Below are 26,528 nucleotides of genomic sequence, written 5' to 3' on the forward strand. Positions count from 1 at the left end.
GAACAACCACGGGTCCCCCTGGTCCCAGGATCCCCTAGTCCCAGGATCCCCGCCCCCGCGGCAGTTCCGCCACCTCCGCCAGATCCTGCGCGGTCAGTCGCAGGGCCGCCGACCGGGCGTTCTCCGTCACCCAGCGCTCCCGCTTGGTGCCGGGCACCGGGATCACATGGCGTCCCCGGGCCAGGACCCACGCCAGGGCCACCTGGGCCGGGGTGACGTCCTCGCCGTGGCGCCTCGCGACCCGGCGCAGGCCGGCCACGATCGGCTGGTTCGCAGCCATCATCTCCGCGGTGAAGCGGGGATGGCGGGCGCGCACGTCGTCCGGTTCGAAGCCCTCGCCGGGGACGAGCGTGCCGGTCAGGAAGCCGTTGCCGAGGGGCATCGCGGCGAGGAAACCGATACCGCGGCTCTCGCACCAGGGCAGCAGTGCCTCCGTGGCCTCCGGCGACCACACCGACAGCTCCGCCTGCACCGCGCTCACCGGGAAGACCTGCTGCACCCGCCGCAGCTGCCGGATCGTCGCGTCGTGCAACCCGCCGGCGGACCGGCGGACGCCCCGCGCGCCCACCGCGCACAGCCCCAACGACCGTACCTTTCCGGCCTGGACGAGTTCGGCCATCGCACCCCAGGTCTCCTCGACCGGAACCTCCGGGTCCGCCCGATGCAGTTGGTAGAGGTCGATGACGTCGGTCTGCAGCCGGCGCAGGGACGCGTCGCAGGCCCGTTTCACATAGCCGGGGCGGCCGTTGGCCACGATGTGCTGCTCGCCCACCAGCAGGCCGACCTTGGTCGAGACGAAGGCGTCCTGGCGCCGTTCCTTCAGCGCCCGTCCGATCAGCAGCTCGTTGGTGAAGGGGCCGTACATGTCAGCCGTGTCCAGGAGCGTCGAGCCCAGATCCAGCGCCTGGTGCACGGCCCTGAGCGACTCCTCGCCGCGCCGCCGTGACCCGCTGTACGCCCAGCTCATCGGCATGCATCCGACTCCGACGGCTCCCACCGCGAGCGCCGCCGCGCCGATCGTCCTGCGCTCCACCTGCTCGTGACCCTCCCTCTCCCTGGCCCCCAACCTAACCTCTGCCGTCGCAGGCGCCTGACATAGCCTCCTGACATGACTGCTGCTGACGTGTGGCTCCCCGTCCCGCCGGAGGAGATCGAAGGACTTCCCGAGGGCCCCGACTACCGCTTCTGGAACGGCGAGGAGGACTTCCCCGCCGACCCCGCCGACTGCGCCTTCTACGTCGTCCCCTACATGAAGCCCGTCGACGTCGTACTGCGGCCCGTGCCGAGGCTGAGCTCGGTGCAGGTGGTGCAGACGCTGACCGCGGGCACCGACGCCATCGAGCCGGGCCTTACCCACCTGCGCCCGGGCGTGCGGCTGTGCAATGCGCGCGGGGTGCACGAGGCGAGCACGGCCGAGCTCGCGCTCACGCTGATCCTTGGCTCGCTGCGGGGCGTACCGGACTTCGTCCGCGCCCAGGACCGAGGGGAGTGGCGTGGCGGGTTCCGGCCGGCGCTGGCGGACCGGAACGTGCTCATCGTGGGCTACGGCGCGATCGGATCGGCGATCGAGGACCGGCTTGTTCCGTTCGAGGTCGCGCGGGTGGCGCGCGTGGCGCGCTCCGCGCGCACCACAGCGCGCGGGCCAGTGCACCCGTTCACCGACCTGAACTCCCTGCTGCCGGACGCGGACGTCGTCGTCCTCGTCACACCGCTCACCGAGGCCACCCGACACCTGGCGAACGCCGACTTCCTCGCCCGCATGAAAGACGGCGCACTGCTGGTCAACGTGGCCCGCGGCCCGATAGTCGACACCAAGGCGCTGCTCGCCGAACTGGACAGCGGCCGCCTCACCGCGGCCCTCGACGTCACCGACCCCGAACCGCTGCCCCCGGGCCATCCCCTGTGGGAGGCGCCCGGCCTGCTCATCAGCCCCCATGTCGGCGGCCCCACGTCGGCGTTCCTGCCGCGCGCCAAGCGACTCCTCGTGGACCAGCTGCACCGTTTCGTGAACCAGGAGCCGCTGCGCAACGTGATCCTCACGACGGGCGCAACGGGCGCAACGGGCGCAACGGGCGCAACGGGCGCCGGTACGACGGCCCCGAAAGGAGCCTGACGCCCGCGGGTTGAGCCGCACGCGCGCGATCCGCGCGAAGGGCGCAACAGTGGCGCCATCTGTTTTCGGTACCCTCTGCGACCTCCCGGACGCGGTCCGTGCCCGCATCGTCGCTGGTCGTCACGGAGCGTAGAGGAACTATGTCCCTGAGTGACGAGTCTGGTGTATCGTCCCGGCAGGGGCTGCGTCGACACCGTTCGGCGCCGGGGAGGACATTTCAGACTGTGAGGGGGGCGACGGGCGATGCATGGCCTATGGACGAACGATCCGACGCGGCGGAGCCGCCGACGGCGACCCTGGCACACGGCCGCGCGCAGCCGCGGTCTCCACGGCAGCCATCGCGGCGGTCATGCCGGACACCCCAGTCATCACCACCCCAGTCATCACCAACCCGGCCACCATCACCAACCCGGCCACCATCACCGCACGCACAGCAGCCGCAGGAGGCATGCGCAGCTGCCGCCCCGGGACCCGAGGGTCGCCGGAGCGGCACGGAACGGGAGGGCCCGGTGAGCGCACCCCCGACGTCCACGACCCCCCTCGACTCGGTGCTGCGAGTCCAGCCCGCGCCGGGAGAGACGCCGCCCCGGACCCTGGCCGCCGGCAGCGGGTCGAGCCTGGTCCGCCAACTCGTTCTGGCCCTGGTGTGCGCGGGATACGCCGTCGGTTCCGCGGTTGGCTGGGGTTCAGACGAAGTCGCGCTGATCATGGGCGACTTCGGGCTGAGCGCCGCGGCGGGCGCCGCGGCCGTGTCCTGCTTCCTCCACGCCCGCAGCCGCCGGATCCGCTTCCGGCCCGCGTGGCTGCTGTTCGCCCTCTCCTCCGCGATGGCCGCCCTGGGCAACCTGGTCTGGGGGTGGTACGAGGTCGTCCTCGGTACCGAGGTCCCCAGCCCCTGTTACGCCGACCTGTTCTTCCTGTGCTTCGCGCCACCCGCGATCGTGGGCCTGCTGGTGCTCGCCAAGCGGCCCGTGACGAAGGCGGGTTGGGTCTGTCTCGGCCTCGACGCCTGGCTGATCGGCGGCTCCCTGCTCACGCTGTCGTGGAGCCTCGCCCTCGCGCAGGCGGCCAAGTCCGAGGGGGCGAGCGTGTCGCACACCGCGCTCTCGCTCGCCTACCCGCTGTTGGACATCGCCCTGGTCAGCATGGTGCTCGCGCTGCACTTCCGGCGTTCGGCGGTGAACCGTACAGCGGTCAACACCGCGATCGGCGCGCTCGCGCTGACCGTGATGTGCGACGCCCTGTTCACCTCGCCGCTGCTGCACAACAGCTACCGCTCCGGCCAGTTGCTCGACGCGGGCTGGTTCGCCGGTTCGCTGCTGCTCGCGTACGCCCCCTGGGCCGCCCCGCGGTCCGGAGCCGACGACCCCGGACCGCACCCGCCCGGGCACACGCGCGTGGTGCGTGAGCACCTGCCCGGGCAGCGCACGGGCCAGCAGTACCCCCCGCCCGCCCCGGAAGGCGATCACAGCCGGTACCCGGCCGGCCGGCCCATCGCCGGCTCACTGGCCGGCCTCACGCCCTACCTCGCCGCCGCCGTCTGCACCCTCGGGATCCTCTACAACGTCCTCAACGGTCGCAGCGTCGACCGCGTGGTGCTCCTCACCGGCGGCACGGTGGTCCTCGCTCTCGTGGTGCGCCAGGGCATCATGCTGCTCGACAACATCACCCTCAACCAGGAGCTGGCGCAGAAGGAGAACCACTTCCGCTCTCTGGTGCAGGGGTCCAGCGACGTCATCATGATCGCCGCGCCGAACGGCATCCTCCGCTACGTGTCCCCGGCCGCGGCCGGGGTCTACGGACGCCCCGCGGAAGAACTCGTCGGCACGGAACTGGCCGCGCTCATCCATCCGGAGGACCTGGGCTGCGTGGTGCACGAGGTGCGGCGGTTCCTCGCCGCCAGTCCCCTCGAAGAACCCACCACCCGCATCGAGTGCCGCTTCCGGTCCGGGGACGGCGGCTGGCTCAACGTAGAGTCCACCGTCAACCGGCACCACGGCGGCCTCATCTTCAACAGCCGGGACGTGACGGAACGGGTGCGGCTGCAGGCGCAGCTCCAGCACAACGCCGAGCACGACCCGCTGACCGACCTGCCCAACCGTGCCCTGTTCACCCGGCGCGTCCAGCAGGCGCTCTCCGGCCGCCGCTCCTCCGACCGGGGCGCCGCCCTGCGTGGCACGGCCGTCCTCTTCATCGACCTCGACGGCTTCAAGGCCGTCAACGACACGATCGGACACCAGGCCGGGGACGAACTGCTCGTCCAGGCGGCCCGCCGACTCCAGGACGCGGTCCGGCAGGGCGACACCGCGTCCCGGCTCGGCGGCGACGAGTTCGCGGCTCTGATCGTGGGCGACGGCACCCGGGACCGCCCCGCCCGCGAACGCCACATCCTGGAGCTCGCCGACCGGCTCAGGATCACGCTTTCGCAGCCGTATCTCATCGACGGCAACGATGTCCGGGTCAACGCGTCCATCGGCGTCGCCTTCGCCGAACCGGGCCTCGGCGCGGGCGAGCTGCTGCGCAACGCGGACCTGGCGATGTACCGCGCCAAGGCGCGCGGCAAGGGCCGGGTCGAGCTGTACGCCCCCCAGATGCAGCAGGACGTCGCACGCAAGGCGGAGCTGGCCACGCGCCTGCGGGCCGCGCTGCACGACGGCGAGTTCACGCTGCTGCACCAGCCGGTGGTGGGCCTGGAGGACGGTCGGATCACGGCCGTGTCCGCTCAGGCGCGCTGGCGGTCCGCGCAAGGGGCGCTGTTCACGCCCGCCGAGTTCCTGCGGGTGGCCGAGGACAGCGACAAGACCGCCGAACTGGACCGCTGGAAGCTCGAGCAGGCCGTCGAGCAGGCCGCCGCGCGGGCGGCAACCGGGCTGAACGCGCCGGTGGCGGTCCGGATGGGCGCCCGTCGGCTGCTGGACCGCTCGACGCCGCCCGGCTCGCTGGAGGCCCTGCTGACCCGGTACGGGCTGCCGTCCGCCGACCTGGTGATCGAGCTGTCCGACATCGATCCCCGGGTCTCCCTGGACGAGCTGGAGCGCCGGCTGAGCGCGTTGCGCAGACTCGGCGTCCGGATCGCTCTGGACGGCTTCGGGAGCGGATACGCGGCCATCACCGCCCTGCGGCGGCTTCCCGTCGACGTACTGAAACTCGACCGCGATCTGGTCGAGGGCGTCGTCGAGTCCACGCGGCTGTACAAGATCACCAGTGGGCTGCTGCGTATCGCGGGCGATCTCGGGCTGCAGTCCGTGGCGGACGGCGTGGATCTGCCGGAGCAGGTCGTGGCACTGCGGGCCATGGGCTGCACACACGGGCAGGGCCTGGCGTTCTCCGGTCCGCTGGACGAGTACCGGCTGCGCCGGGCGCTCGGCAGCGGCCGCTATCCGGTGCCGCGCGGCCCGGCCGAGCCCGCGTTCGCGGGCGGCGGCGCAGGGGTGTACAGCGGGAGTGTGGCCGCCGTGCTCAGCGGCGGTACGGCGCTGCGCTCACATAATGAGACTCCCGTCCCACCCGCTTGACAGTGGGTGTGCGCCGGGGAGAGGGTCAGTGCCATGCGCACCCGAATTCTCGTACTTGGAAAGCGCGTCGGCTGAAGCTGGTGACGTCCGGACGGACCCGGAACTCCCAGCGACCCCACCCGGCGCGCTCCCCTCGCTTGCCTTATGGCACGAGGGGTTTTTTGTTGCACGGGCGCCTTCCGTGCAGCAGTCGAACACCGCACAAACTACACGTAACCCCCAGCATGAAACCCTCAGCATCGAGAAGAGAATGCCGATGACCGAGCAGGCCACCGGGGCCCATCACCCGCAGCCGCGGCCCCGATCCGGAGGACAGTCCGCACCCGAGCACGTCACGGGTGCGCAGTCCCTCATCCGCTCTCTTGAGGAGGTCGGGGCCGACACGGTATTCGGCATTCCGGGCGGTGCGATCCTTCCCGCGTACGACCCGCTGATGGACTCCACCCGGGTGCGCCACGTCCTGGTCCGGCACGAGCAGGGCGCGGGCCACGCGGCCACCGGTTACGCGCAGGCCACCGGGAAGGTCGGCGTCTGCATGGCGACCTCCGGCCCTGGTGCCACGAACCTGGTGACGCCGATCGCGGACGCGCACATGGACTCGGTGCCGCTCGTGGCGATCACCGGGCAGGTGGCCTCCAAGGCGATCGGCACGGACGCCTTCCAGGAGGCGGACATCGTCGGTATCACGATGCCGATCACCAAGCACAACTTCCTCGTGACCGTGGCCGAGGACATCCCGCGGGTGATCGCGCAGGCGTTCCACATCGCCTCCACCGGCCGTCCCGGCCCGGTCCTGGTCGACATCGCCAAGGACGCCCTCCAGGCGCAGACCACCTTCTCCTGGCCGCCGGTCATGGACCTGCCCGGCTACCGCCCGGTGACCAAGCCGCACGCCAAGCAGATCCGCGAGGCCGCCAAGCTGATCACCACCGCGAAGCGGCCCGTCCTCTACGTCGGCGGCGGTGTCCTCAAGGCACAGGCCACCGCGGAGCTGAAGGTCCTCGCAGAACTGACCGGAGCGCCCGTCACCACCACCCTGATGGCGCTCGGCGCATTCCCCGACAGCCACCCCCTGCACGTGGGAATGCCGGGCATGCACGGTGCGGTCACCGCCGTCACCGCGCTGCAGAAGGCCGACCTGATCGTCGCCCTCGGAGCCCGCTTCGACGACCGCGTCACCGGCAAGCTGGACAGCTTCGCCCCGTACGCCAAGATCGTCCACGCCGACATCGACCCCGCGGAGATCGGCAAGAACCGCGCCGCCGACGTGCCGATCGTCGGTGACGCCCGCGAGGTCGTCGCGGACCTGGTCCAGGCCGTGCAGAAGGAGCACAGCGAAGGCAACCGCGGCGACTACAGCGCCTGGTGGAAGGACCTCAACCGCTGGCGCGAGACGTACCCGCTGGGCTACGACCAGCCCGACAACGGCTCGCTGTCGCCGCAGCAGGTCATCGAGCGCATCGGCCAACTCGCCCCTGAGGACACGATCTTCGCCGCGGGCGTCGGCCAGCACCAGATGTGGGCCGCGCACTACGTCCAGTACGAGAAGCCGGCCACCTGGCTGAACTCGGGTGGCGCCGGAACCATGGGCTACGCGGTCCCGGCCGCGATGGGCGCCAAGGCCGGCGTCCCGGGCCGGACGGTCTGGGCGATCGACGGTGACGGCTGCTTCCAGATGACCAACCAGGAGCTCACCACCTGCGCTCTGAACAACATCCCGATCAAGGTCGCCATCATCAACAACGGCGTCCTCGGGATGGTCCGCCAGTGGCAGACCCTCTTCTACAACCAGCGCTACTCCAACACCGTGCTGCACAGCGGCCCGGAGGCGGACGGCAAGCAGCCGAGCTCCGGCACCCGCGTCCCCGACTTCGTGAAACTGTCGGAGGCCATGGGCTGCTACGCGATCCGCTGCGAGGACCCCGCCGACCTCGACAAGGTCATCGAAGAGGCGAACTCCATCAACGACCGCCCGGTCGTCGTGGACTTCATCGTCCACGAGGACGCGATGGTGTGGCCGATGGTCGCCGCCGGCACCTCCAACGACGAGATCATGGCCGCCCGGGACGTCCGCCCCGACTTCGGCGACAACGAAGACGACTGAGCGAGAGAGACCCAAGAGACATGTCCAAGCACACGCTCTCCGTCCTGGTGGAGAACACGCCGGGCATCCTGGCCCGGATCGCCGCCCTGTTCTCCCGTCGCGGCTTCAACATCGACTCGCTCGCCGTCGGTGTCACCGAGCACCCCGACATCTCCCGCATCACCATCGTGGTGGGTGTCGTCGACGCGCTGCCGCTGGAGCAGGTGACGAAGCAGCTCAACAAGCTCGTCAACGTGCTCAAGATCGTCGAGCTGGAGCCCGGATCGGCCGTCCAGCGCGAACTCGTTCTGGTGAAGGTGCGCGCCGACAACGAGACGCGCTCCCAGATCGTCGAGATCGTCCAGCTGTTCCGCGCCAAGACCGTCGACGTCTCCCCGGAGGCCGTCACCATCGAGGCCACCGGCGGCAGTGACAAGCTGGAGGCCATGCTCAAGATGCTGGAGCCGTTCGGCATCAAGGAGCTGGTCCAGTCCGGCACGATCGCGATCGGCCGCGGCGCTCGTTCGATCACGGACCGGTCGCTACGCGCACTGGACCGGTCGGCATAACGACGGATCCGGGCGGCCCCGGTGGACACCGACCGCCCGCATACCGAGACCCCGAAACGTCCCCTCCGCCCCCCGTCATACGGTGGGACGTAACACCTGCACACCAAGGAGAGAACCCAAAGTGGCCGAGCTGTTCTACGACGCCGACGCCGACCTGTCCATCATCCAGGGCCGCAAGGTCGCGGTCATCGGTTACGGCAGTCAGGGCCACGCCCACGCGCTGTCGCTCCGTGACTCGGGTGTCGACGTGCGTGTCGGTCTGCACGAGGGCTCCAAGTCCAAGGCGAAGGCCGAGGAGCAGGGCCTGCGTGTGGTGAGCCCGGCGGAGGCCACCGCCGAGGCCGACGTCATCATGATCCTCGTCCCGGACCCGATCCAGGCCCAGGTCTACGAGGAGCACATCGCCCCCAACCTGAGCGACGGCGACGCGCTGTTCTTCGGCCACGGCCTGAACATCCGCTACGGCTTCATCAAGCCCCCGGCCGGCATCGACGTCTGCATGGTCGCCCCGAAGGGCCCGGGTCACCTGGTCCGCCGTCAGTACGAGGAGGGCCGCGGCGTTCCGTGTATCGCGGCTGTCGAGCAGGACGCGACCGGCAACGCCTTCGCGCTGACCCTGTCGTACGCGAAGGGCATCGGCGGCACCCGCGCCGGCGTCATCAAGACGACCTTCACCGAGGAGACCGAGACCGACCTGTTCGGTGAGCAGGCCGTCCTCTGCGGTGGTACGGCCGCGCTGGTCAAGGCCGGTTTCGAGACGCTGACCGAGGCCGGCTACCAGCCGGAGATCGCGTACTTCGAGTGCCTGCACGAGCTGAAGCTGATCGTCGACCTCATGTACGAGGGCGGGCTGGAGAAGATGCGCTGGTCCGTCTCCGAGACCGCCGAGTGGGGCGACTACGTCACCGGCCCGCGGATCATCACCGACGCCACCAAGGCCGAGATGAAGAAGGTCCTCGCCGAGATCCAGGACGGCACCTTCGCCCAGGCCTGGATGGACGAGTACCACGGCGGTCTGAAGAAGTACAACGAGTACAAGAAGCAGGACGCCGAGTCCCTGCTGGAGACCACCGGCAAGGAGCTGCGCAAGCTCATGAGCTGGGTCAACGACGAGGACGCGTGACGTCGGGGTCCGGCCGTGGCGCCTGCCGCGGCCGGACCTCTCCCGTCCGGGTGATCCTTCCGCAGAGGCGTAAGACGACCTCCGCCGCGCCACTACACTGCCGTACTACATACGCGTCAGGCCCACAGCGTCGTGCGTCTTCCACGCGGCTAGCACCCTCCACCGCATGCGGCCGTCGGGACGGCCGTCCGCATTGGGATATGTGAGGACTCACGTGAGCTCGAAACCCGTCGTACTCATCGCTGAAGAGCTGTCGCCCGCGACCGTGGACGCGCTTGGCCCCGACTTCGAGATCCGGCACTGCAACGGCGCCGACCGCGCCGAACTGCTGCCGGCCATCGCCGACGTCGACGCGATCCTGATCCGTTCGGCCACCAAGGTCGACGCGGAGGCCGTCGCCGCCGCGAGGAAGCTGAAGGTCGTCGCACGAGCCGGCGTCGGCCTGGACAACGTCGACGTCTCCGCCGCCACCAAGGCCGGCGTGATGGTCGTCAACGCCCCCACCTCCAACATCGTGACCGCCGCCGAGCTGGCCTGCGGTCTGATCCTCGCCACCGCCCGCCACATCCCGCAGGCCAACGCCGCGCTCAAGAACGGCGAGTGGAAGCGGAGCAAGTACACGGGCGTGGAGCTGGCCGAGAAGACCCTGGGCGTCGTGGGCCTGGGACGGATCGGTGCGCTGGTCGCCCAGCGCATGTCCGGCTTCGGCATGAAGGTCGTCGCCTACGACCCGTACGTGCAGCCCGCGCGGGCCGCGCAGATGGGCGTCAAGGTGCTGTCGCTGGACGAGCTGCTCGAGGTCTCCGACTTCATCACCGTCCACCTCCCCAAGACCCCCGAGACCCTCGGCCTGATCGGCGACGAGGCGCTGCGCAAGGTCAAGCCGGCCGTGCGGATCGTCAACGCCGCGCGCGGCGGGATCGTCGACGAGGTGGCGCTGTACTCCGCCCTCAAGGAGGGCCGGGTCGCCGGCGCCGGTCTCGACGTGTACGCGAAGGAGCCCTGCACGGACTCCCCGCTCTTCGAGTTCGACCAGGTCGTGGCCACCCCGCACCTCGGTGCCTCCACCGACGAGGCGCAGGAGAAGGCCGGTATCGCCGTCGCCAACTCGGTGCGCCTCGCGCTCGCCGGTGAACTGGTGCCGGACGCGGTGAACGTCCAGGGCGGTGTCATCGCCGAGGACGTCAAGCCGGGTCTGCCGCTCGCCGAGCGCCTCGGCCGTATCTTCACCGCGCTCGCCGGTGAGGTCGCGGTCCGTCTCGACGTCGAGGTGTACGGCGAGATCACCCAGCACGACGTGAAGGTGCTGGAGCTCAGCGCCCTCAAGGGTGTCTTCGAGGACGTCGTCGACGAGACGGTGTCGTACGTCAACGCCCCGCTGTTCGCGCAGGAGCGCGGCGTCGAGGTACGGCTGACCACCAGCTCGGAGTCCGCCGAGCACCGCAACGTCGTCACCGTGCGCGGCACGCTCAGCAGTGGCGAGGAGGTGTCGGTCTCCGGCACGCTGGCCGGGCCGAAGCACCTGCAGAAGATCGTCGCGGTCGGCGAGTACGACGTCGACCTCGCGCTCGCCGACCACATGGTCGTCCTGCGGTATGAGGACCGTCCCGGCGTCGTCGGCACGGTCGGCCGTGTCTTCGGCGAGGCAGGGATCAACATCGCCGGTATGCAGGTGTCGCGGGCCGTCGCCGGCGGCGAGGCGCTGGCCGTGCTGACCGTCGACGACGCGGTGCCGGCCGGGGTACTGGCCGAGGTCGCGGAGGAGATCGGGGCGACGTCCGCGCGAGCGGTGAACCTGGTCTGAGACTGCCGTCAGCCGAGGTGAGCGTGGCCGGGGGCGGCCGCTGCCCCCAGGTCCCCGGTTCGGTCTGAACGGTCTCGTCCGCAAACGCCGGACGGGCTGAGAAACCCTCAGCCCGTCCGGCGTTTTTTCGTGTGCGTACGTTCCTCAGGCCGTGGCCCGCTCCGGCTCGGGTGTCTTCGGTGCCTCCCGCACGCTGACGTGCCGCAGCGTCACCGCCGCCAGCACCGCCGCTCCCGCCAGCACCACCGCACCCGCGACCGCCGCACCCTGCATTCCACTGGTGAAGGCCTCCCGTGCCGCCGTAGCCAGACCCGGCACCCGGTCGGCCACGGCCAACGCCCCGCCCAGCGTCTCGTGGGCCGCGTCCGGTGCCGAGGCCGGGATCTCGTGGCGGTAGACCGCCGTGCCGACGGAGCCGAGGACGGCCATGCCGAGGGCGCCGCCGAACTCCGTGCCGGTCTCCATCAGCGAGGACGCGGTGCCCGCCCGTTCCACCGGGACGGTGCCCATCGCGAGGTCCATGATCAGGGACATCACGATGACGCCGCCGACGGCGAGGACACCGCAGGACACCAGCACCAGCCACATCGAGTCCGTACCGGCGAGGGCCAGCAGCACGAAGCCGCACGAGGCGATCGCGAAGCCCGCGGTCACGACGTGGGCGCGGTCGACGCCCCGGTGGACCAGGGTGGTCGCGATCGGCGCCGCGGCCCCGATCGGCAGCGACGGCAGCAGCGCCCACAGGGCTGCCTCCAGCGCGCTCTTGTCGAGCACCGACTGCAGGTACTGCGTGGTGAAGTAGGCCGACCCCATGATCCCGAACGCCGAGACGAGGTTCAGGGCGACGGACGGCGCGAAGCCGCGACCGCGGAACAGGGCCGAGGAGATCATCGGGGCGGCCGTGGTGCGCTGGCGGTGGACGAAGAGGGCCGCGAAGAGCAGCCCGACGGTGATCGAGACGACGTAGCGGACGTTCCAGCCCTCCGAGGGGATCTCCTTCATGCCGTAGATCACCGGGAGCACCGCGGCCATCGACGGGCCCGCGGAAGTGCACTTCGGATTCGTCATGGCGAGGACTGTACGAGTGTCTTAAACGGTTGTCTAGTACGCTTGTATAGTACGTTTGTTTAAGTCGTACGTCTGGGACGCTTGTATGGATCGAAGGGTAGGCTGGACCGCATGGGACACCGTGAGGATCTGCTCGAAGGCGCGAAGCGCTGCCTGCTGGAGAAGGGGTTCGTGCGCACGACGGCGCGCGACATCGTCAAGGAGTCGCGGACCAACCTCGCCTCGATCGGTTACCACTACGGCTCGAAGGACGCGCTGCTGGCGCAGGCCTACGTGTCGCTGGTCGAGGGGATGGGCGACACCTTCGAGGGCGGGGAAAGCGCCGGGCTCACCACCGAGCCCGGCTCGGTCGAGCGGTTCCGGGAGGTGTGGTCGAACATCATCGGCACCCTGCGGCCCGGTTCTGTGTGGCGCCTCAGCATGGAGATCGTGGTCATGGGTGACCAGCTTCCGGAGGTCCGCGACCACTTGGCGGTCGCTCAGCGGGAGGCCGGGCGCGCTCTGATCGCCCTGCTCATGGGTGGGCGCGAGGAGGACGTCTCGGACGAGACCGTCGCCACCCTCGGCATGTTCTACGTGACCCTGATGACGGGCCTCATCGCGCAGTGGACCTTCGACCCGAAGACCGCGCCCGGCGCGGAGCAGCTCACCGAGGGACTGCGCCAGGTGATCGAGGCCGCGACCAGGAAGTGACCCGCGTGTCCCGCGCCCCGCGTCCGGTCCTCGGGGACGGGACGATTCGGCGGTCGCGGCGGTGGATCACGTACGGAAGATCACGTACGGAACGGGAAACGGCCCCCTCCGACGCCTGCCGGACGGGGCCGTCACACGGCCGGGCTTCACCGAGGCCGCGCCAACTTGCGGTTACCGCGTTGCGGTGGCCAGTGCCGCGCGGATGGCGTCCTCGCCGACCGGCTGGCCCTTCTCGTTCGAGGTCGGCCCGTACGGGGTCCCCCACACCGGCGTGTCCGTCGCCTGCCGCCAGCTATCGGCCAGCGGTCCCGCGTCCACCACGCTGTACCCGATGGATTCGATGAATTCGGTCACCGCCGCCTTCGCCGGCGCGGAGTCCGCGGCGATCGGCAGGGAGGAGCGGTCGGCCGCCCCCGCCGGGCGGGCGAGTGACAGCAGGTGCTTGTAGAAGATGTTGTTGAACGCTTTCACCAGCATGGCGTCCGGGATGTACCGCAGCAGCAGTTCGCTTGAGGTGAGCGACTTGCTGTCGAGCTCGGGGATGTGCCCGTCACGCTCGGGGCCGTAGTTGCACGTGTCGATGACCGTCTTCCCGGCCAGTGGCGCGGCGGGCACGTGAGGGAATGCCTTGACCGGCACCGTGACCACGACGATGTCACCGGCCGCCGCGGCCTCCCCGCTCGTCGCCGCGGACGCCCGCGGCCCCAGTTCCGCAGCCGTGTCCGCGAGCGTTTCGGGACCGCGCGAGTTGCTGAGCACGACCTGGTGCCCGGCCTGGATGGCGAGCCGCGCGATCGTAGTGCCGATGTATCCGCTTCCGATGAATCCCACAGTCGTCATATTCTCAGCGCCTTCCAGAAGAGCCGAACCCTTGTCATATGCCGGGCTCGTTGCGATTCGGGTCCCTGCCGTCAGTTGGCGGAGAAGTAATGGCCGTTGTCCAAATCGGCGAGCAAGCTTGGCTGGGCGGGTTCCCAGCCAAGGGTCCGGCGGGTGATGAGGTTGGACGCCGGGTAATTCTGCGTGACTATGTTCGCGAGGAACCCGAAGTATCCCGGCACCATCAGTACGTCCGCGGGAATGCTCACGGCGGGCAGGCCCAGACGGCTGCCAATGGCCTCGGCTATGTCGCGGAACGGGATGGCCCCGTCTCCAACCGCGTGCCAGTATTTGCCGGCCGGCCCCTTCTCCAGCGCCAGGCGGAACAAGGAGGCGACATCGCGGATGTGCACGGCGTTCCACAGGTTCGCGCCGTCTCCGGGGTAGCCGACGACGCCCTTCTCCTTCGCGAGCGCGATCAGTGTGGGGAGGAAGCCGGTACGGTCGGTCGTGCTGTGCGCGATGTTGGCAATCCGCACGACCGAAGATCGCACTCCCTGCTCAGCGAGGCCGACTACGGCGGTTTCCACGACGTTGCGAACGTGCAGGGTGCCCTTGTGCTCATCGCCGCCGAGAAGGGCAGGGTCCTCCTCGGTGGCCGGCCGGCCCAGGTGCTGCCCGGGCGAGCCGATGCTCCCCGCTGCGACCAGCGGCTTTCCGGTTCCCCTCAATGCCTCGCCGTACGCGAGCATGACCGGGAGCTCCGCGGCGGCCACGGCGTCGATCCCGCCGGACGGAAGCAGGTCCTGCCTGTGCGCGACGTGGATGACGCCGTCGGAGTCCGCGGCCGCCTCCTTGAGCCCGTCGAGATCCTCGATGTCGCCGCGGCGCACCTTCGCGCCGAGCGCGGACAGCGCCGCCGCGGCCGTGTCCGACCGAGCCAGGCCGGTGACCTCGTGCCCGGCGGCGATGAGCTCGGGAACGATGTACGAACCGGAATGGCCGGTCCCTCCAGTGACGAAAACGCGCATGTTACTGGTCCTTGTGATTGATGTGGGCGCGAGAAGTGGCGGTGCGGGCGCGCTCAGGCAGAAGTGTTGACGTCGAGGGTGAAGTTGAAGCTCCCCGCGCCACGTTGGCCCAGGCCAATCATCACCAGGCCCGTTCCCTCCAGCCAGCGAGCCATCCCCAGGGGGCCGGTGTCCATCGGCCGCAGCCCGAGGCTCTTGATGAATGCCGACACAGTCGCCTTGGCCTCGGCGTCGTCGCCGGCGATGAGCACGTCCAGCGGGTTGCCCTGCGCCAGCATGTGACCGAAGACCGTGTTGAACGCCTTCACGACGTGCGTGCCGGCGGGGGCGACCTTGGCGATCTCCTGTGCGCCGGAACTGCCGTCGGGGGTGACGAGGCCCTGGGAATCGGGGGAGACGGGGTTGGTGATGTCGATGATGACCTTGCCGTGTAGTTCGTCCCCGTACTCGCTGACCACCGATGCCGCGCCGGCGTACGGCAGGGCGAGGATGACGATGTCCCCGGCCGGGGCGGCGCCGGCCGTCCCGACAGTGGCGCCGTCGAGCGCGGCGGCCAATTCCTTGGCCTTGGCCGGGTCGCGGCCGATGATCTCGACGGCGTTGCCGCCGGCGAGCGCCCGGCCGGCCAGGGCGCTCGCCATGTTCCCCAGGCCGATAATGCTGATGCTGCTCATGGAATGCCTGCTTTCTGGAGCTGGACAGGACGCCATGCCCACCCTGTCGCTGTGACCGGTCAACAATTGCGTCGTCGGCGCGGTCGAATTGCGCGATGAACGGCGCTCAATTCCTGATGGGCCCATTTATGGGCCTGTGCCCTGCCATCAAGTCCTCGATGGCGAAGTCTTATACCGAATTCGCTTCGGCCCCATCAGGTACTTATTCAGGTTGCCATTTGCTTGAGCGGGTGTCCAAGACCTCTTTCAGTCGCGGTGATACCCTGGAGGCATCACCGGGCCGGGAGGTAACCATGGATCTGGACCTGCGCAAACTGCGTTACTTCGTCGCCGTGGCCGACCAGTTGCACTTCGGCCGTGCCGCCGATGAGCTGCATATCGCGCAGCCGGTGCTCAGCCGGCAGATCCGCGCGCTCGAACAGGATCTCGGCGCCTCGCTGTTCACCAGGGATCGCCACGGCGTGGGGCTGACCGACGCGGGCCGACAACTGCTGGCGGACGCCGGTCCGCTGCTCGCCTCCGCGCACGCGGTCCGCCGTCGGGTGTCCGTGGCCGCGCGCGGAAGCCAGCGGCTGACGGTCGGCTTCCGGGCGGGCGTCGCGGTCATCCCGGCGACGCGGGCGTTCGAATCCCGGCACCCGGACGTGGTCGTGGACGTGCAGCGGATCGAATGGGACGACCAGGCATCGATGCTGCTCGACGGCCGCATCGATATCGGCTATGTGCGGCTGCCCATCGACGAGGCCGGCCTGCGCGTCACCCCGCTGTACGCCGAGCCGCGGGTGGCGGTGCTGCCCGCCGGTCACCGGCTGGCCGGCAAGGAGCAGGTCACCGAGGCCGACCTGGCCGGCGAACCGCTGGTCTGGCATGCCGACCCGAGCACGCAGCCCACCAGGCGCCCGCACCCTAACGCCGGGTACCGGGTGCGCGGGATGGACGAGACGCTCGAGTATGTCGCGGCCGGCCGGGGCATCTCGTTCCTGGCCCGTTCGGCGACCGTGTTCTACTCACATCCGGACGTCAGCTATGTGCCCATCCCGGAGCTGGCGCCCGACCAGGTGTGCCTCGCGGTGGCGGCATTGCGCACCTCGCCGTTGGTCGATGACTTCTTCACCGCGGCTCAGGCGACGGCCGAGATCACGGCAGAATGTGGGAACTATGAAATGTGGCAGCTTGGAATCGATGCCGTTTCAAAGCACGATTGAGCAGTCCGCCTGACAAGAGCGGCGCCAACAGGCGGTACGCGGCCACAGCAAATGGCGCCTGGAAGCGGCCGAGCGGCGATGTCGATTCGCTGCCCCTGTGAGCCAGGCGGTCGTTGAGTCAGTGAAAGGGCTCAGTGCTCGTGATCACCCGGATGTGCCCGGACAGCGCTCATGAGCACGCGGAAAAGCTCACGGAATCGTGGACCCCGCAAGCGGGCGCAGCCGGGCCTGCTTCAGCGCCATGTGCAGCAGCAGGCGGTCCTCGCCGTCGTCCAGGTCCAGGCCGGTGAGCTTCTCGACCCGGGACAGCCGGTAGTAGAGGGTCTGGCGGTGGACGCCCAGCTCGGCGGCGGTGCGTCCGGCCTGGCCGGCGCGGTCGAGGTAGACCTCGGCGGTGCGGGCGAGTTCGCGGTGGGCGGGGGAGAGGAGGGCGCGGACGGCGGGGTCGTGGTCCGTGTCCGGGGGGAGGGAGGTCAGCAGCCGGTACGGGCCGACGGACGCCCACTCGGCGACCGGCCCGAACCGGGGCTCGGCCAGGGCGGCCCGGGCGGCGGCGGACGCCTCCCGCCAGGCGGCGCCCAGTTCCGCGAGGCCGGTGCGGGGAACGGCGATCCCGGCGCGCGCCCCCGACTCCCCAGCACCCGTCCCCGTCCCCGTCCCCGCACCCGCACCCGCACCCGCACCCGTCCCCGTCCCCTTCCCCTTCCCCTGCCCCGTCCCCTTCCCGTTTCCCTCCCGCGCCCGCTCCAGCAGCCGCCCCGCCGCCGACGTGGCCGGTGTCAGGACGTCCGCCGAGCGGAGTCGCACCAGCAGGGCGAGGGCGTGGGCTGTCGTACGCCACGGGATCGAGCACAGGGCCGTCGCTCCCGGCACCGTGCGGACCGACGGCGCGTCCTGCGGGTCGGCCGAGGGCCAGGGGGCGACGCAGACCACCGTGTGGAGAGCGTCGGCGCGGGGACCGAGGGCCGTGCGGAGTTCGGCGACCGCCATGTCGTGCTGCCAGTCAGTTTCGGCGGTCAGCACGGCCCGCAGTTCCCGGCTCAGATCCGCCCCGTGCTGCGCCTCGTCCGCGAGCAGGGCGCCGATGCGGGTGGCCACCTCCATCGCCGCCGTCAGCTGCCGCTCGGTCGGCCCCGGATCCTCCTCCAGGAGCCAGACGTATCCGAGGGCGACCCCCCGATGTCGCACGGGGAGACAGATCCGCCCCCGGTACACCCCCGCCTCCGGGGTCGGCGGGATGCGGACCGGGCCGGTGGCCCGGGTGATGCCGAAGCCCTCGAACCACGTCCGGACGGCCGCCGTCGAACGGCGGGTCAGGATCGAGCGGGTGCGCACCGGATCCAGTGCCGCCGCGTCGAGCTCGCCCTCGCTGTCGTAGGCGCCGAAGGCGATCAGCTCGAAGTCCCGGCTCTCCAGCGTCGCGGGAGCGCCCAGCAGCTCGGAGATCTCGTCGACCAGATCCTGGTAGTCGCCCTTGTGGTCATGGAAAGGGTCCCTGAATTCCGATGTCACCCGGCCATTCTCCCGCGTTTCCGCGCGGCCTTCATACATCTGTCTGAGATCTGCGGCACGGATGCGTGACAGCTGTCGATGGCCGACGATCGGAGGGATCCTTAGGTTTCACGGTGGTTCTCCGTGCCGTTCCCGAACCGTCGGGTACGGCCTCATCCGGGTTGGTATGTGGAGGTGCCCCGTGCTGGGTCCCGTGATTCTCGCCGCGTCGCGCAGTGACCGGATCCGACGCCTGATCTCGGCGGCCCCGGTGACCAAGCAGGTCGTCGACCGCTTCATCCCGGGGGAGACGGTGGACGAGATCGTCCCGATCGTCCGGGAGCTGACCGGCCGGGGCCTGGAGCTGACGATGGACGTCGTCGGCGAGGACATCACCACCCCCGGGCAGGCCGCCGCCGCCCGGGACGCCTACCTGGAGCTCGTCGACCGGCTGAAGCAGCTGGAGCTGGGCCCGCGTGCCGAGATGTCCGTCAAGTTGTCGATGTTCGGTCAGGCGCTGGGCGGCGGGCACGATCTGGCGCTCTCCAACGTCCGGCCCGTCGTCGAGGCCGCCGCCGCCATCGGTACGACGGTCACGCTCGACGCGGAGGACCACACCACCCTCGACTCGATGTTCGCCATCCACGAGGAGCTGCGGAAGGACTTCCCGCAGACCGGCTGCGTCATCCAGGCCTACCTCTTCCGCACCGAGGCCGACGCCCGCCGTCTCGCCGGGAACGGCAGTCGCGTACGACTCGTGAAGGGGGCGTACAGGGAGCCCGCCGAGGTCGCCCACCAGCAGAAGCACGAGATCGACAAGGCGTACGTGCGGATCCTCAAGGTCCTGATGGAGGGCGAGGGGTACCCGATGATCGGGTCCCACGACCCGCGTCTCATCTCCATCGCCCAGGAACTGGCCCACCGCGCGGGACGCAAGCCCGGCGAGTACGAGTTCCAGATGCTCTACGGCATCCGCGGCGACGAACACCTGCGGCTCGCCGCCGAGGGCCACCGGATGCGCGTCTACACCGCCTACGGCACCGACTGGTACGGCTACTTCATGCGGCGGCTCGCGGAGAAGCCGGCGAACCTGCGCTTCTTCGCCCGCTCCCTCGTCACCAAGGGCTGACCCACCCGCTCAGTAAGGAGTTACCCCACTCATGGACGCTGTGACCCAGGTCCCCACCCCCGTCAACGAGCCGGTGCACGGCTACGCCCCCGGCTCGCCCGAGCGGGCCCGGCTGGAGGCCAAGCTGAAGGAGCTGGCCGACAGCCCGATCGACCTGCCCTGCACCATCGGCGGCGAGAAGCGACTGGGCGGCGGCGAGCGTGTCGACGTCGTGCAGCCGCACCACCACAAGGCGCGCCTCGGCACGTACGGCAACGCCACCCGGCAGGACGCCCAGGACGCCGTCGACGCGGCCCTGGCCGCCGCGCCCGCCTGGCGCGCGATGTCCTTCGACGACCGCGCCGCGATCATCCTGCGCGCCGCCGAACTGCTGGCCGGCCCCTGGCGCGAGACGCTGGCCGCCTCCACCATGCTCGGCCAGTCGAAGACGGCCCAGCAGGCCGAGATCGACTGCCCCTGCGAGCTGGTCGACTTCTGGCGCTTCAATGTCACGTACGCGCGTGACCTGCTCGCCGAGCAGCCGCCGGCGAACTCCCCGGGCGTCTGGAACCGCCTCGACCACCGCCCGCTGGAGGGCTTCGTCTACGCGATCACGCCGTTCAACTTCACCGCGATCGCGGGCAACCTGCCCACCGCGCCCGCGCTGATGGGCAACGTGGTGGTCTGGAAGCCCTCCCCGACGCAGACGCACGCCGCCGTGCTGCTGATGCGGCTGCTGGAGGAGGCCGGTCTGCCCAAGGGCGTCATCAACCTGGTCACGGGCGACGGCCTGGCCGTCTCCGAGGTGGCGCTGAACCACCCGGAGCTCGCCGGTATCCACTTCACCGGTTCGACCAGGACCTTCCAGCACCTGTGGAAGACGGTCGGCGCCAACATCGAGAAGTACCGCGGCTACCCGCGCATCGTCGGCGAGACCGGCGGCAAGGACTTCGTCGTCGCCCACCCGAGCGCCGACCGAGCCGTCCTGAAGACCGCGCTGACCCGCGGCGCCTTCGAGTACCAGGGCCAGAAGTGCTCGGCGACCTCCCGCGCGTACATCCCGGCCTCGATCTGGAACTCCGGCTTCAAGGAGGAGTTCGCGGCCGAGGTCGACGGCATCGCCATGGGCGACGTCACCGACCTGACGAACTTCGTCGGCGCCGTCATCGACGAGCGGGCCTTCGCCAAGAACAAGGCCGCGATCGACCGGGCCGAGGCGGACCCGTCCTGCACGATCGTCGCCGGTGGCACGTACGACGACTCGGTCGGCTACTTCGTCCGCCCGACGGTCGTCGAGTGCACGGACCCCGAGAACGAGGTCTTCACGACCGAGTACTTCGGCCCCTTCCTCGCGGTCCACGTCTACGAGGACGACCGGTACGACGCGATGCTGGAGCAGATGGAGAAGGTGTCCGCGTACGCCCTGACCGGCTCGGTCATCGCGAACGACCGCGCCGCGGCGGCGTACACCATGGAGAAGCTGCGGTACGCGGCCGGCAACTTCTACATCAACGACAAGTCCACCGGCGCCGTCGTCGGCCAGCAGCCCTTCGGCGGCGGCCGCGCCTCCGGCACCAACGACAAGGCCGGCGCCCCGCAGAACCTGATGCGCTGGACCCTGACCCGCGCCATCAAGGAAACCCTGGTCCCGCCGACCGACTACCCGTACCCCCACATGGGCTGACGCCCGCGCTGACGGGTGCCCTCGCTGAAGGGGGCGCCACCACGCAGGAGGCGGTCGCGACGGTGTTCCGACACCGGCGCGACCGCCCTGTGCTGCGACTGACGAGGGTCAGTTGTCGCAGCTCGTGCGGCCCGCCCGCCAGTGGCACGCCACCGCGGCGAAGCCGCCGTCGGCGATCACCGGTACGGAGAGGGTGGCGCCGTCGCGCACCACGTGCGGGGTGCGGACGAGTCCGGCCGGGCCGTCCGTGACGGTCTCCACCAGCCAGCGGCCGGCACCCAGCCGCAGGGGTACGTCCACGGTCTGCGCCGCGCCCGCGAACGTACCGCCGATGAACCACCGGCCGTCCGGCGCCTGCCGGGCGAGGACCGCGGCGCGTCCGGGATCACCGGTCAGCAGCCGGGTCCGCTCCCAGCGCGCGGGCAGCTGCTCCAGGTAGCGACGGGCCTCGGGACGGGCCTCGTACGACTCGGGCGTCCCGGAGAGGTTCTGGATGCCGGACTCGTACAGCACCGTCAGGCCCAGCTCACCCGCGTCCGAGGCCACGTTGGGCCGGTACGGACGGTGGAAGGCACCGGGGGTGAAGTCCATCGAGCCGATGACGTTGCGGGTGAAGGGCAGGGACGCGAGGTGTTCGGCCGTGTTGTTGCGCTTCTCCTCGCCGCCGACGCCCTCGAAGGTCAGCACCTGCGGCCAGGTGCGCTGCATGCCCTTCGGGATGGTCGAGCCGTGGAAGTTGACCATCAGGTGGTGGCGGGCGGTGGCCTCCAGGACGTCGTCGTACCAGCGGAACCGCTCCTGCGACTCCGAGTCCATGAAGTCGATCTTGACGCCCTTCACGCCCCAGCGCTCCAGCGTGGACAGCCACTTCTCGCGCTCGACCGGGTCCGTGAGCAGCGTGTAGTGCAGCCAGACCTGGATCTTGACGCCCTTGGCCGCCCCGTACCGCACCAGCTCGGGCATCCAGCTGTTGGTCTGCCAGTCGGGGTCGATGACCTCCCACTCGCCCGGCTTGAAGTACCAGCCCGAGTCCACGACCTCGTACGGCCATCCGCGCTCGGCGGCGTAGTCGACGTAACCCTTCTGCGCGTCGAGGCTCTGCCCGGCCGTCTTGCCGCCCGCGAGCCAGGTCCACAGCCCGGGACCGGGCTTGATCCACGAGGTGTCGCGGACGCGGGAGGGCGGGGCCAGGTCGTCGACGAAGGTCGACTCGGTGACGGTCGCGAGGTCGCCGGTGATGACCGCCCGCCAGGGCGTGGTGAGCCCGGAGCCGTCCGGGACCTGAACGGGTTCGTCGTTCCAGAGGCCGACCTGGTAGGTCGAGGAGCCCGCCTCGTGCGTCAGGTGGGCGCCCGAGTAGCTGCCGTTGACGTCCGACTCGGCGATCAGAGCCTGGCCGCCTGGGGTCTTGAAGAGGGCCTGCATCGCGTACGGGCCCGTCGCCGGCTCGGTCGCGGACGCGTACCGGACGAAGGGCAGCTCGTTGTCGGCGCGGTACTTGCCGATGACCGCGTCCGTGCCCGCGGGCAGTGTGAACGCGGAGGTCTCGCGCAGGACGTCGCCCTGGTCGCGGGGGAGCACATAGCGGTACGCGACGCCGTCCCGGGCCACCCGGGTCACCAGGTCGACGCGGGCCCCGGCCGCCGTACGGAAGCGGAAGCGGGACTCGGTCATGCGGACGACGCGTCGCTCGGACTTGCCCGTCGTGCTGGTGTAACTCCCGGCCACCGTGCGGTTGGTGCGGCCGGTGAAGGTCAGGTCCTTGGAGAAGTCGGCCCGTTCGGTGACCAGGCCGACGGGCGAGGGCTCCAGGACCGTACGGCCGCCGCGTCTGACGGCCAGGGTGGGGTGCCCGTCGGTCGGGTCGAGCGCCACCACGGCCGTGGGGGAGCCCGGCGGACCCGCCACCTCCCAGGACCGTCCCCGGTCCGTCGGGCCGGCGAGGGCGGACGGCGCGGCCACCGCGGTGGCGAGCAGTGCGGAACAGAGAGTCAGTGCGAGGGGGCGTGGTCTTAACAGGGCCGGTATGGGGGGCATGCGGCTCTCCCAGTCACAGTCATCGGATGACTGTGAGGGTGGACGTCGCGAATGAGGCTGTCAAGAAGTTGTGCAGCAAAATACATCGGACAACTGGGCGGGTGACTCATTCCACCGTCTCAGATAGTAGGAAGTCCGAGTAATTGTGCAGACAGGCAGGCCGCCCTCCCTTAGCTTTGTAGAAGCTGAACGTCTCGCTCCATCCAGCGAATGACGGTCGCGAGTCGGGCCCGTGCAGGCGATCCCTGCGGCACCGCTTCCCGCTCCCTCCGGGGGCACCTCCCACGCCCGTGAGGCAGTGGGGGGAATCTCGTCACCCTTGTTCCGCAGTCCGGGATCTCGAAGGAGTCGATTCCCCATGGCCGAGACGACCGTCCGCCCTCGAGTCCGTCACATCTCCCGTACGAGCGAGTCCGACCGCAAGAACGCCGCCGCCGCGCTCCAGCGCGCCCTCGACCGCCGCGACAACGGCGGCTCGACCGGCCACTGAGCCGCGAAGCCCGGACCGGCAGGGAAGCCCGCACCAGCCGCGAAGCCCCATGTCGGCGCGAAGCCCGCAGCAGCGGGAGTCGCACCCGTCGGGAGCCGTACCCGTCGGGAGCCGTACCGGCGGGGAGTCGCAACCGACGCGCCTGTCGGGAGCCGTACCAGCCGGGAGCCGCACCCGTACGAGGTGCGGCGCGGGCTCATGCGCCGCGCCGCACCTCGAAATGGTCGATGCGCTCCCCGCTCTGCGCCAGCGCCGACACCGTGAGCTTCGGTCGCGTACCGCTCTGGGCCTCCACCGAGAGGAAGGAGAACCCGCGGTAGCGCACCCGGGACCACTCCACGGTCTCCTTCCTGGGCTGCTGCGCCTTCGTCCACTGGAAGGACTCCACGGACTCGCGGTCCTTGACGTGCCCCTCGTAGCTCTCCTTCACGCCCACCGGGAAGCCGTACAGGTCCCTGCCGCCGCCGCCCGCCGTGACGTACACGATCCCGTCGCGGGTCGGGTCGGTCGAGGCGCCGATCGGGACCGGCCGGCCCACCTCGCCGTTCCTGATGGCGTCCGTGCGTTCGTAGACGTGGTTGTGCCCGTTGATCACCAGATCCACCTGGTGCTTCGCGAACAGCGGCAACCACTCCTCGCGCACGCCCCCGTCGGAGGCGTGCGAGGAGGTCGAGAAGGCGCAGTGGTGGAAGAAGACCACAACGAAGTCGACCGAGGGGTCCGCCCGCAGTGCGGCCAGTTTCGCGTCCAGCCAGGCCGTCTGCTTCCCGCCCGTGTGGCCGAGGTTGGCCGGGATCTCGTACGACACGTCGTTCGCGTCCAGTGCCACACAGGCGACGTTGCCGTACGTGAACGCGTACACGCCCGGTGCGGTACGCGGGTCGACGCCGTTGTCCGGGAGGGACCAGCGGGCCAGTTGGCCGCCGTAGCCCTCCGGGGAGTACCAGGCCTCCATGTCGTGGTTGCCGGTCGTCACCATCCACGGGACCGACCGCGCGACCTGCTCGTTCTGCTTGAGGAACAGGTCCCAGTAGCCGGGGTCGTAGCCGTCCGACTTCTCGCCGTGGCCGGTGCCGTCGGCGTAGCAGAGGTCGCCCGCGTGGAGGTGGAAGGCGGGCTTCTGGCGCAGCAGGACATGGTCGTTGGCGGCGGCCGCCCGACTGACGCCCTGGTCGCCGAACGCGGTGAACACGAACCGCTCCGGGGCCGACGGGGCGGTACGGAACGAGCCGATCGTCGAGCGGTGGGCGGGGGCGGCCGGGTCGAAGCCGTCGTGGCCCACGCCGTAGTAGTACGTCGTCCCGGGGAGCAGGCCGTCCAGCGCCGCGTGCCCGTAGAACTGGTCGAGCGCCAGACGTACCCCGCTCACACCCGGAGTGTGCAGGTCGCGTATCTCGGCGTCGATCTTCCGGCTCAGCTCGTCGGGCCGAGTACCGATCCGGACGTACGGCTTGCGCACCGCGAGCGGCACCTGCCAGGAGATCCGCATCTGGGTCTTCGGGTCGGCACCGAAGGCGAGATGGCGGCCGAAGGGCGCCACGGCCGAACCGTTCACCCGGGACGCCGACGCGGACGTGGAGGCGGATGCCGACGCGGACAGGGCTGTCGGGCTGACCGCGCCGCGCGGCACGTCGCCGCTCGAACACCCCGTCAGCAGCCCGCCGGCCACCGCGCCCGCCGTCACCAGCGTGCGGCGCCGGGACAGCTTGGTGCGCAGGTACTCGTGCTGCTCGGCCATGCTCATCCGGCGCGCGAGGTCGGCCGGAATGCCGCAGTCGGGTGTCTCCATGGGGATAAGTTCCCAGCGGACCTCAACGCTCGCCACAACACCCGCCATACGTACGGGTGAACGCACGGCAACGTGTTGACGCGAACCTCCCCCTGTCGTGTCCGTATCGCGGACACCGCATGTCATCCCATGGGACAGGGAGTACGGTTCCGACATGTCTCGCAGCATCAATCTCGCAGTGATCCCCGGTGACGGCATCGGCCAGGAAGTCGTGGCCGAGGGCCTGAAGGTCCTCTCCGCCGTCCTTCCGCAGGATGTGAAGCTGGAGACCAAGGACTACGACTTCGGCGCCACGCGTTACCACGCCACCGGTGAGACCCTCACCGACGCCGACCTCGACGCCCTCAAGCAGCACGACGCCATCCTGCTCGGCGCGATCGGCGACCCGTCGGTGCCGTCCGGCGTCCTGGAGCGCGGCTTCCTGCTCAAGCTCCGCTTCGCCTTCGACCACCACGTCAACCTGCGTCCCTCGAAGCTCCTGCCGGGTGTCGCCACCCCGCTGGCCGGTGAGCCGCAGGTCGACTTCGTGGTCGTCCGCGAGGGCACCGAGGGCCCGTACACGGGCAACGGCGGCACCATCCGCAAGGGGACCGAGCACGAGGTCGCCACCGAGGTCTCCGTCAACACGGCCTTCGGTGTGGAGCGCGTGGTCCGGGACGCGTTCGCCCGCGCCCAGGCCCGCCCGCGCAAGAAGCTCGCGCTGATCCACAAGAACAACGTGCTGACCTTCGCGGGTCACCTGTGGACGAACATCTTCAACAAGGTGGCCGCGGAGTTCCCCGACGTCACCACCGAGTACATGCACGTGGACGCGGCGACCATCTACCTGGTCACGCAGCCCGAGCGCTTCGACGTGATCGTCACCGACAACCTCTTCGGTGACATCATCACCGACCTCGCCGCGGCCGTCTCCGGCGGCATCGGCGTCGCCGCGAGCGGGAACATCAACCCGTCCGGCGAGTTCCCCTCGATGTTCGAGCCCGTGCACGGCTCGGCCCCGGACATCGCCGGCCAGGGCAAGGCCGACCCCACCGCCACGGTCCTGTCCATCGCCCTGCTCCTGCGTCACCTCGGCTACGAGGCCGAGGCCGCCCGTATCGACGAGGCGGTCGCCGTCGACCTCGCGGAGCGCACCGGCAAGCCGGCCCGCAGCACCTCCGAGATCGGCGACGCGCTCGCCGTACGCGTAGCCGGCTGACCCGCCGCTTCCTGTAAGCCGCCGGGTCACTCCG

19 protein-coding genes and 1 pseudogene are annotated in these 26,528 nt (G+C 70.2%); 12 read left to right on the plus strand and 8 right to left on the minus strand.

Annotated elements, in window-relative coordinates:
- Positions 1-34 precede the first annotated feature (34 nt).
- Positions 35-1,033: an aldo/keto reductase gene (locus M2271_RS09075; protein ID WP_280886598.1), complete on the minus strand. Its 999-nt coding sequence runs from the start codon at positions 1,031-1,033 to the stop codon at positions 35-37.
- Between the two features lie 75 nt (positions 1,034-1,108).
- Between M2271_RS09075 and M2271_RS09080 the strand changes: the two genes are divergently transcribed.
- The 6 genes from M2271_RS09080 to serA all read left to right on the plus strand — a co-directional run bounded on the left by M2271_RS09080 (position 1,109) and on the right by serA (position 11,207).
- Entirely contained in the window at positions 1,109-2,113 is a 1,005-nt protein-coding gene (locus M2271_RS09080; protein WP_280886599.1) for a 2-hydroxyacid dehydrogenase, read from the plus strand.
- A 509-nt stretch (positions 2,114-2,622) separates the two neighbouring features.
- Entirely contained in the window at positions 2,623-5,628 is a 3,006-nt protein-coding gene (locus M2271_RS09085; protein WP_280886600.1) for an EAL domain-containing protein, read from the plus strand.
- Between the two features lie 250 nt (positions 5,629-5,878).
- Positions 5,879-7,732 (plus strand): acetolactate synthase large subunit, encoded by a 1,854-nt coding sequence (locus tag M2271_RS09090; protein ID WP_280886601.1) that lies wholly within the window; start codon positions 5,879-5,881, stop codon positions 7,730-7,732.
- Positions 7,733-7,752: 20 nt separating this feature from the next.
- A complete protein-coding gene (gene ilvN / locus M2271_RS09095) occupies positions 7,753-8,280 on the plus strand; it encodes an acetolactate synthase small subunit (protein WP_280886602.1) in 528 nt (175 codons plus the stop codon).
- 121 nt (positions 8,281-8,401) lie between these two features.
- Positions 8,402-9,403 (plus strand): ketol-acid reductoisomerase, encoded by a 1,002-nt coding sequence (ilvC, locus tag M2271_RS09100; RefSeq protein ID WP_280886603.1) that lies wholly within the window; start codon positions 8,402-8,404, stop codon positions 9,401-9,403.
- 214 nt (positions 9,404-9,617) lie between these two features.
- Positions 9,618-11,207, plus strand: coding sequence for a phosphoglycerate dehydrogenase (serA, locus tag M2271_RS09105; RefSeq protein ID WP_280886604.1), 1,590 nt, complete (start codon positions 9,618-9,620; stop codon positions 11,205-11,207).
- A 144-nt stretch (positions 11,208-11,351) separates the two neighbouring features.
- Here the strand turns inward: serA and M2271_RS09110 are convergent.
- Positions 11,352-12,242, minus strand: a pseudogene (locus M2271_RS09110) (MFS transporter); the annotation flags it as partial.
- 144 nt (positions 12,243-12,386) lie between these two features.
- Here M2271_RS09110 and M2271_RS09115 point away from each other — a divergent pair.
- On the plus strand, positions 12,387-12,968 hold the full coding sequence (locus tag M2271_RS09115) for a TetR/AcrR family transcriptional regulator (RefSeq protein ID WP_280886605.1): 582 nt from the start codon (positions 12,387-12,389) through the stop codon (positions 12,966-12,968).
- A 171-nt stretch (positions 12,969-13,139) separates the two neighbouring features.
- On the opposite strand, the gene M2271_RS09120 is transcribed toward M2271_RS09115, so the two are convergent.
- From M2271_RS09120 to M2271_RS09130, 3 genes are all read right to left on the minus strand, one after another.
- Entirely contained in the window at positions 13,140-13,799 is a 660-nt protein-coding gene (locus tag M2271_RS09120; protein WP_280886781.1) for an NAD(P)-binding domain-containing protein, read from the minus strand.
- Positions 13,800-13,879: 80 nt separating this feature from the next.
- Positions 13,880-14,818, minus strand: coding sequence for an SDR family oxidoreductase (locus M2271_RS09125; RefSeq protein WP_280886606.1), 939 nt, complete (start codon positions 14,816-14,818; stop codon positions 13,880-13,882).
- 53 nt (positions 14,819-14,871) lie between these two features.
- Positions 14,872-15,492, minus strand: a complete 621-nt coding sequence (locus M2271_RS09130; protein WP_280886607.1) for an NAD(P)-binding domain-containing protein — start codon at positions 15,490-15,492, stop codon at positions 14,872-14,874.
- A 293-nt stretch (positions 15,493-15,785) separates the two neighbouring features.
- Here M2271_RS09130 and M2271_RS09135 point away from each other — a divergent pair, with 293 nt between their 5' ends.
- The gene (locus M2271_RS09135; protein WP_280886608.1) at positions 15,786-16,697 is read left to right on the plus strand and encodes a LysR substrate-binding domain-containing protein; all 912 of its coding nucleotides are present in this window, start codon (positions 15,786-15,788) and stop codon (positions 16,695-16,697) included.
- Between the two features lie 189 nt (positions 16,698-16,886).
- Here the strand turns inward: M2271_RS09135 and M2271_RS09140 are convergent, their stop codons facing one another.
- Positions 16,887-18,248 (minus strand): helix-turn-helix domain-containing protein, encoded by a 1,362-nt coding sequence (locus M2271_RS09140; protein ID WP_280886609.1) that lies wholly within the window; start codon positions 18,246-18,248, stop codon positions 16,887-16,889.
- A 142-nt stretch (positions 18,249-18,390) separates the two neighbouring features.
- Here M2271_RS09140 and M2271_RS09145 point away from each other — a divergent pair, with 142 nt between their 5' ends.
- Positions 18,391-19,317: a proline dehydrogenase family protein gene (locus tag M2271_RS09145; protein WP_280886610.1), complete on the plus strand. Its 927-nt coding sequence runs from the start codon at positions 18,391-18,393 to the stop codon at positions 19,315-19,317.
- Between the two features lie 31 nt (positions 19,318-19,348).
- Positions 19,349-20,980, plus strand: a complete 1,632-nt coding sequence (gene pruA / locus M2271_RS09150; protein WP_280886611.1) for an L-glutamate gamma-semialdehyde dehydrogenase — start codon at positions 19,349-19,351, stop codon at positions 20,978-20,980.
- 108 nt (positions 20,981-21,088) lie between these two features.
- Here the strand turns inward: pruA and M2271_RS09155 are convergent, their stop codons facing one another.
- Positions 21,089-23,017, minus strand: coding sequence for a glycoside hydrolase family 97 catalytic domain-containing protein (locus tag M2271_RS09155; protein WP_280886612.1), 1,929 nt, complete (start codon positions 23,015-23,017; stop codon positions 21,089-21,091).
- 358 nt (positions 23,018-23,375) lie between these two features.
- Between M2271_RS09155 and M2271_RS09160 the strand changes: the two genes are divergently transcribed.
- A complete protein-coding gene (locus M2271_RS09160) occupies positions 23,376-23,507 on the plus strand; it encodes a hypothetical protein (protein WP_280886613.1) in 132 nt (43 codons plus the stop codon).
- 196 nt (positions 23,508-23,703) lie between these two features.
- Here the strand turns inward: M2271_RS09160 and M2271_RS09165 are convergent, their stop codons facing one another.
- Positions 23,704-25,296 (minus strand): metallophosphoesterase family protein, encoded by a 1,593-nt coding sequence (locus tag M2271_RS09165; protein WP_280886614.1) that lies wholly within the window; start codon positions 25,294-25,296, stop codon positions 23,704-23,706.
- Positions 25,297-25,450: 154 nt separating this feature from the next.
- On the opposite strand from M2271_RS09165, the gene M2271_RS09170 reads away from it, so the two are divergent.
- The gene (locus M2271_RS09170) at positions 25,451-26,494 is read left to right on the plus strand and encodes a 3-isopropylmalate dehydrogenase (protein ID WP_280886615.1); all 1,044 of its coding nucleotides are present in this window, start codon (positions 25,451-25,453) and stop codon (positions 26,492-26,494) included.
- Positions 26,495-26,528: the final 34 nt, after the last annotated feature.

It is taken from the genome of Streptomyces sp. LBL, from assembly GCF_029893585.1.
In the GTDB taxonomy this organism is placed as follows: domain Bacteria; phylum Actinomycetota; class Actinomycetes; order Streptomycetales; family Streptomycetaceae; genus Streptomyces.

What these genes read in the sequence shown, in the direction of transcription:
- M2271_RS09115 (WP_280886605.1), top strand. Translation starts at nt 12,387, where the DNA reads ATGGGACACCGTGAGGATCTGCTCGAAGGCGCGAAGCGCTGCCTGCTG.
- pruA (WP_280886611.1), top strand. Translation starts at nt 19,349, where the DNA reads ATGGACGCTGTGACCCAGGTCCCCACCCCCGTCAACGAGCCGGTGCAC.
- M2271_RS09160 (WP_280886613.1), top strand. Translation starts at nt 23,376, where the DNA reads ATGGCCGAGACGACCGTCCGCCCTCGAGTCCGTCACATCTCCCGTACG.
- M2271_RS09165 (WP_280886614.1), bottom strand. Translation starts at nt 25,296, where the DNA reads ATGGAGACACCCGACTGCGGCATTCCGGCCGACCTCGCGCGCCGGATG.
- ilvN (WP_280886602.1), top strand. Translation starts at nt 7,753, where the DNA reads ATGTCCAAGCACACGCTCTCCGTCCTGGTGGAGAACACGCCGGGCATC.
- M2271_RS09155 (WP_280886612.1), bottom strand. Translation starts at nt 23,017, where the DNA reads ATGCCCCCCATACCGGCCCTGTTAAGACCACGCCCCCTCGCACTGACT.
- M2271_RS09135 (WP_280886608.1), top strand. Translation starts at nt 15,786, where the DNA reads ATGGATCTGGACCTGCGCAAACTGCGTTACTTCGTCGCCGTGGCCGAC.
- M2271_RS09080 (WP_280886599.1), top strand. Translation starts at nt 1,109, where the DNA reads ATGACTGCTGCTGACGTGTGGCTCCCCGTCCCGCCGGAGGAGATCGAA.
- M2271_RS09090 (WP_280886601.1), top strand. Translation starts at nt 5,879, where the DNA reads ATGCCGATGACCGAGCAGGCCACCGGGGCCCATCACCCGCAGCCGCGG.
- M2271_RS09130 (WP_280886607.1), bottom strand. Translation starts at nt 15,492, where the DNA reads ATGAGCAGCATCAGCATTATCGGCCTGGGGAACATGGCGAGCGCCCTG.
- M2271_RS09140 (WP_280886609.1), bottom strand. Translation starts at nt 18,248, where the DNA reads ATGTATGAAGGCCGCGCGGAAACGCGGGAGAATGGCCGGGTGACATCG.
- M2271_RS09125 (WP_280886606.1), bottom strand. Translation starts at nt 14,818, where the DNA reads ATGCGCGTTTTCGTCACTGGAGGGACCGGCCATTCCGGTTCGTACATC.
- M2271_RS09170 (WP_280886615.1), top strand. Translation starts at nt 25,451, where the DNA reads ATGTCTCGCAGCATCAATCTCGCAGTGATCCCCGGTGACGGCATCGGC.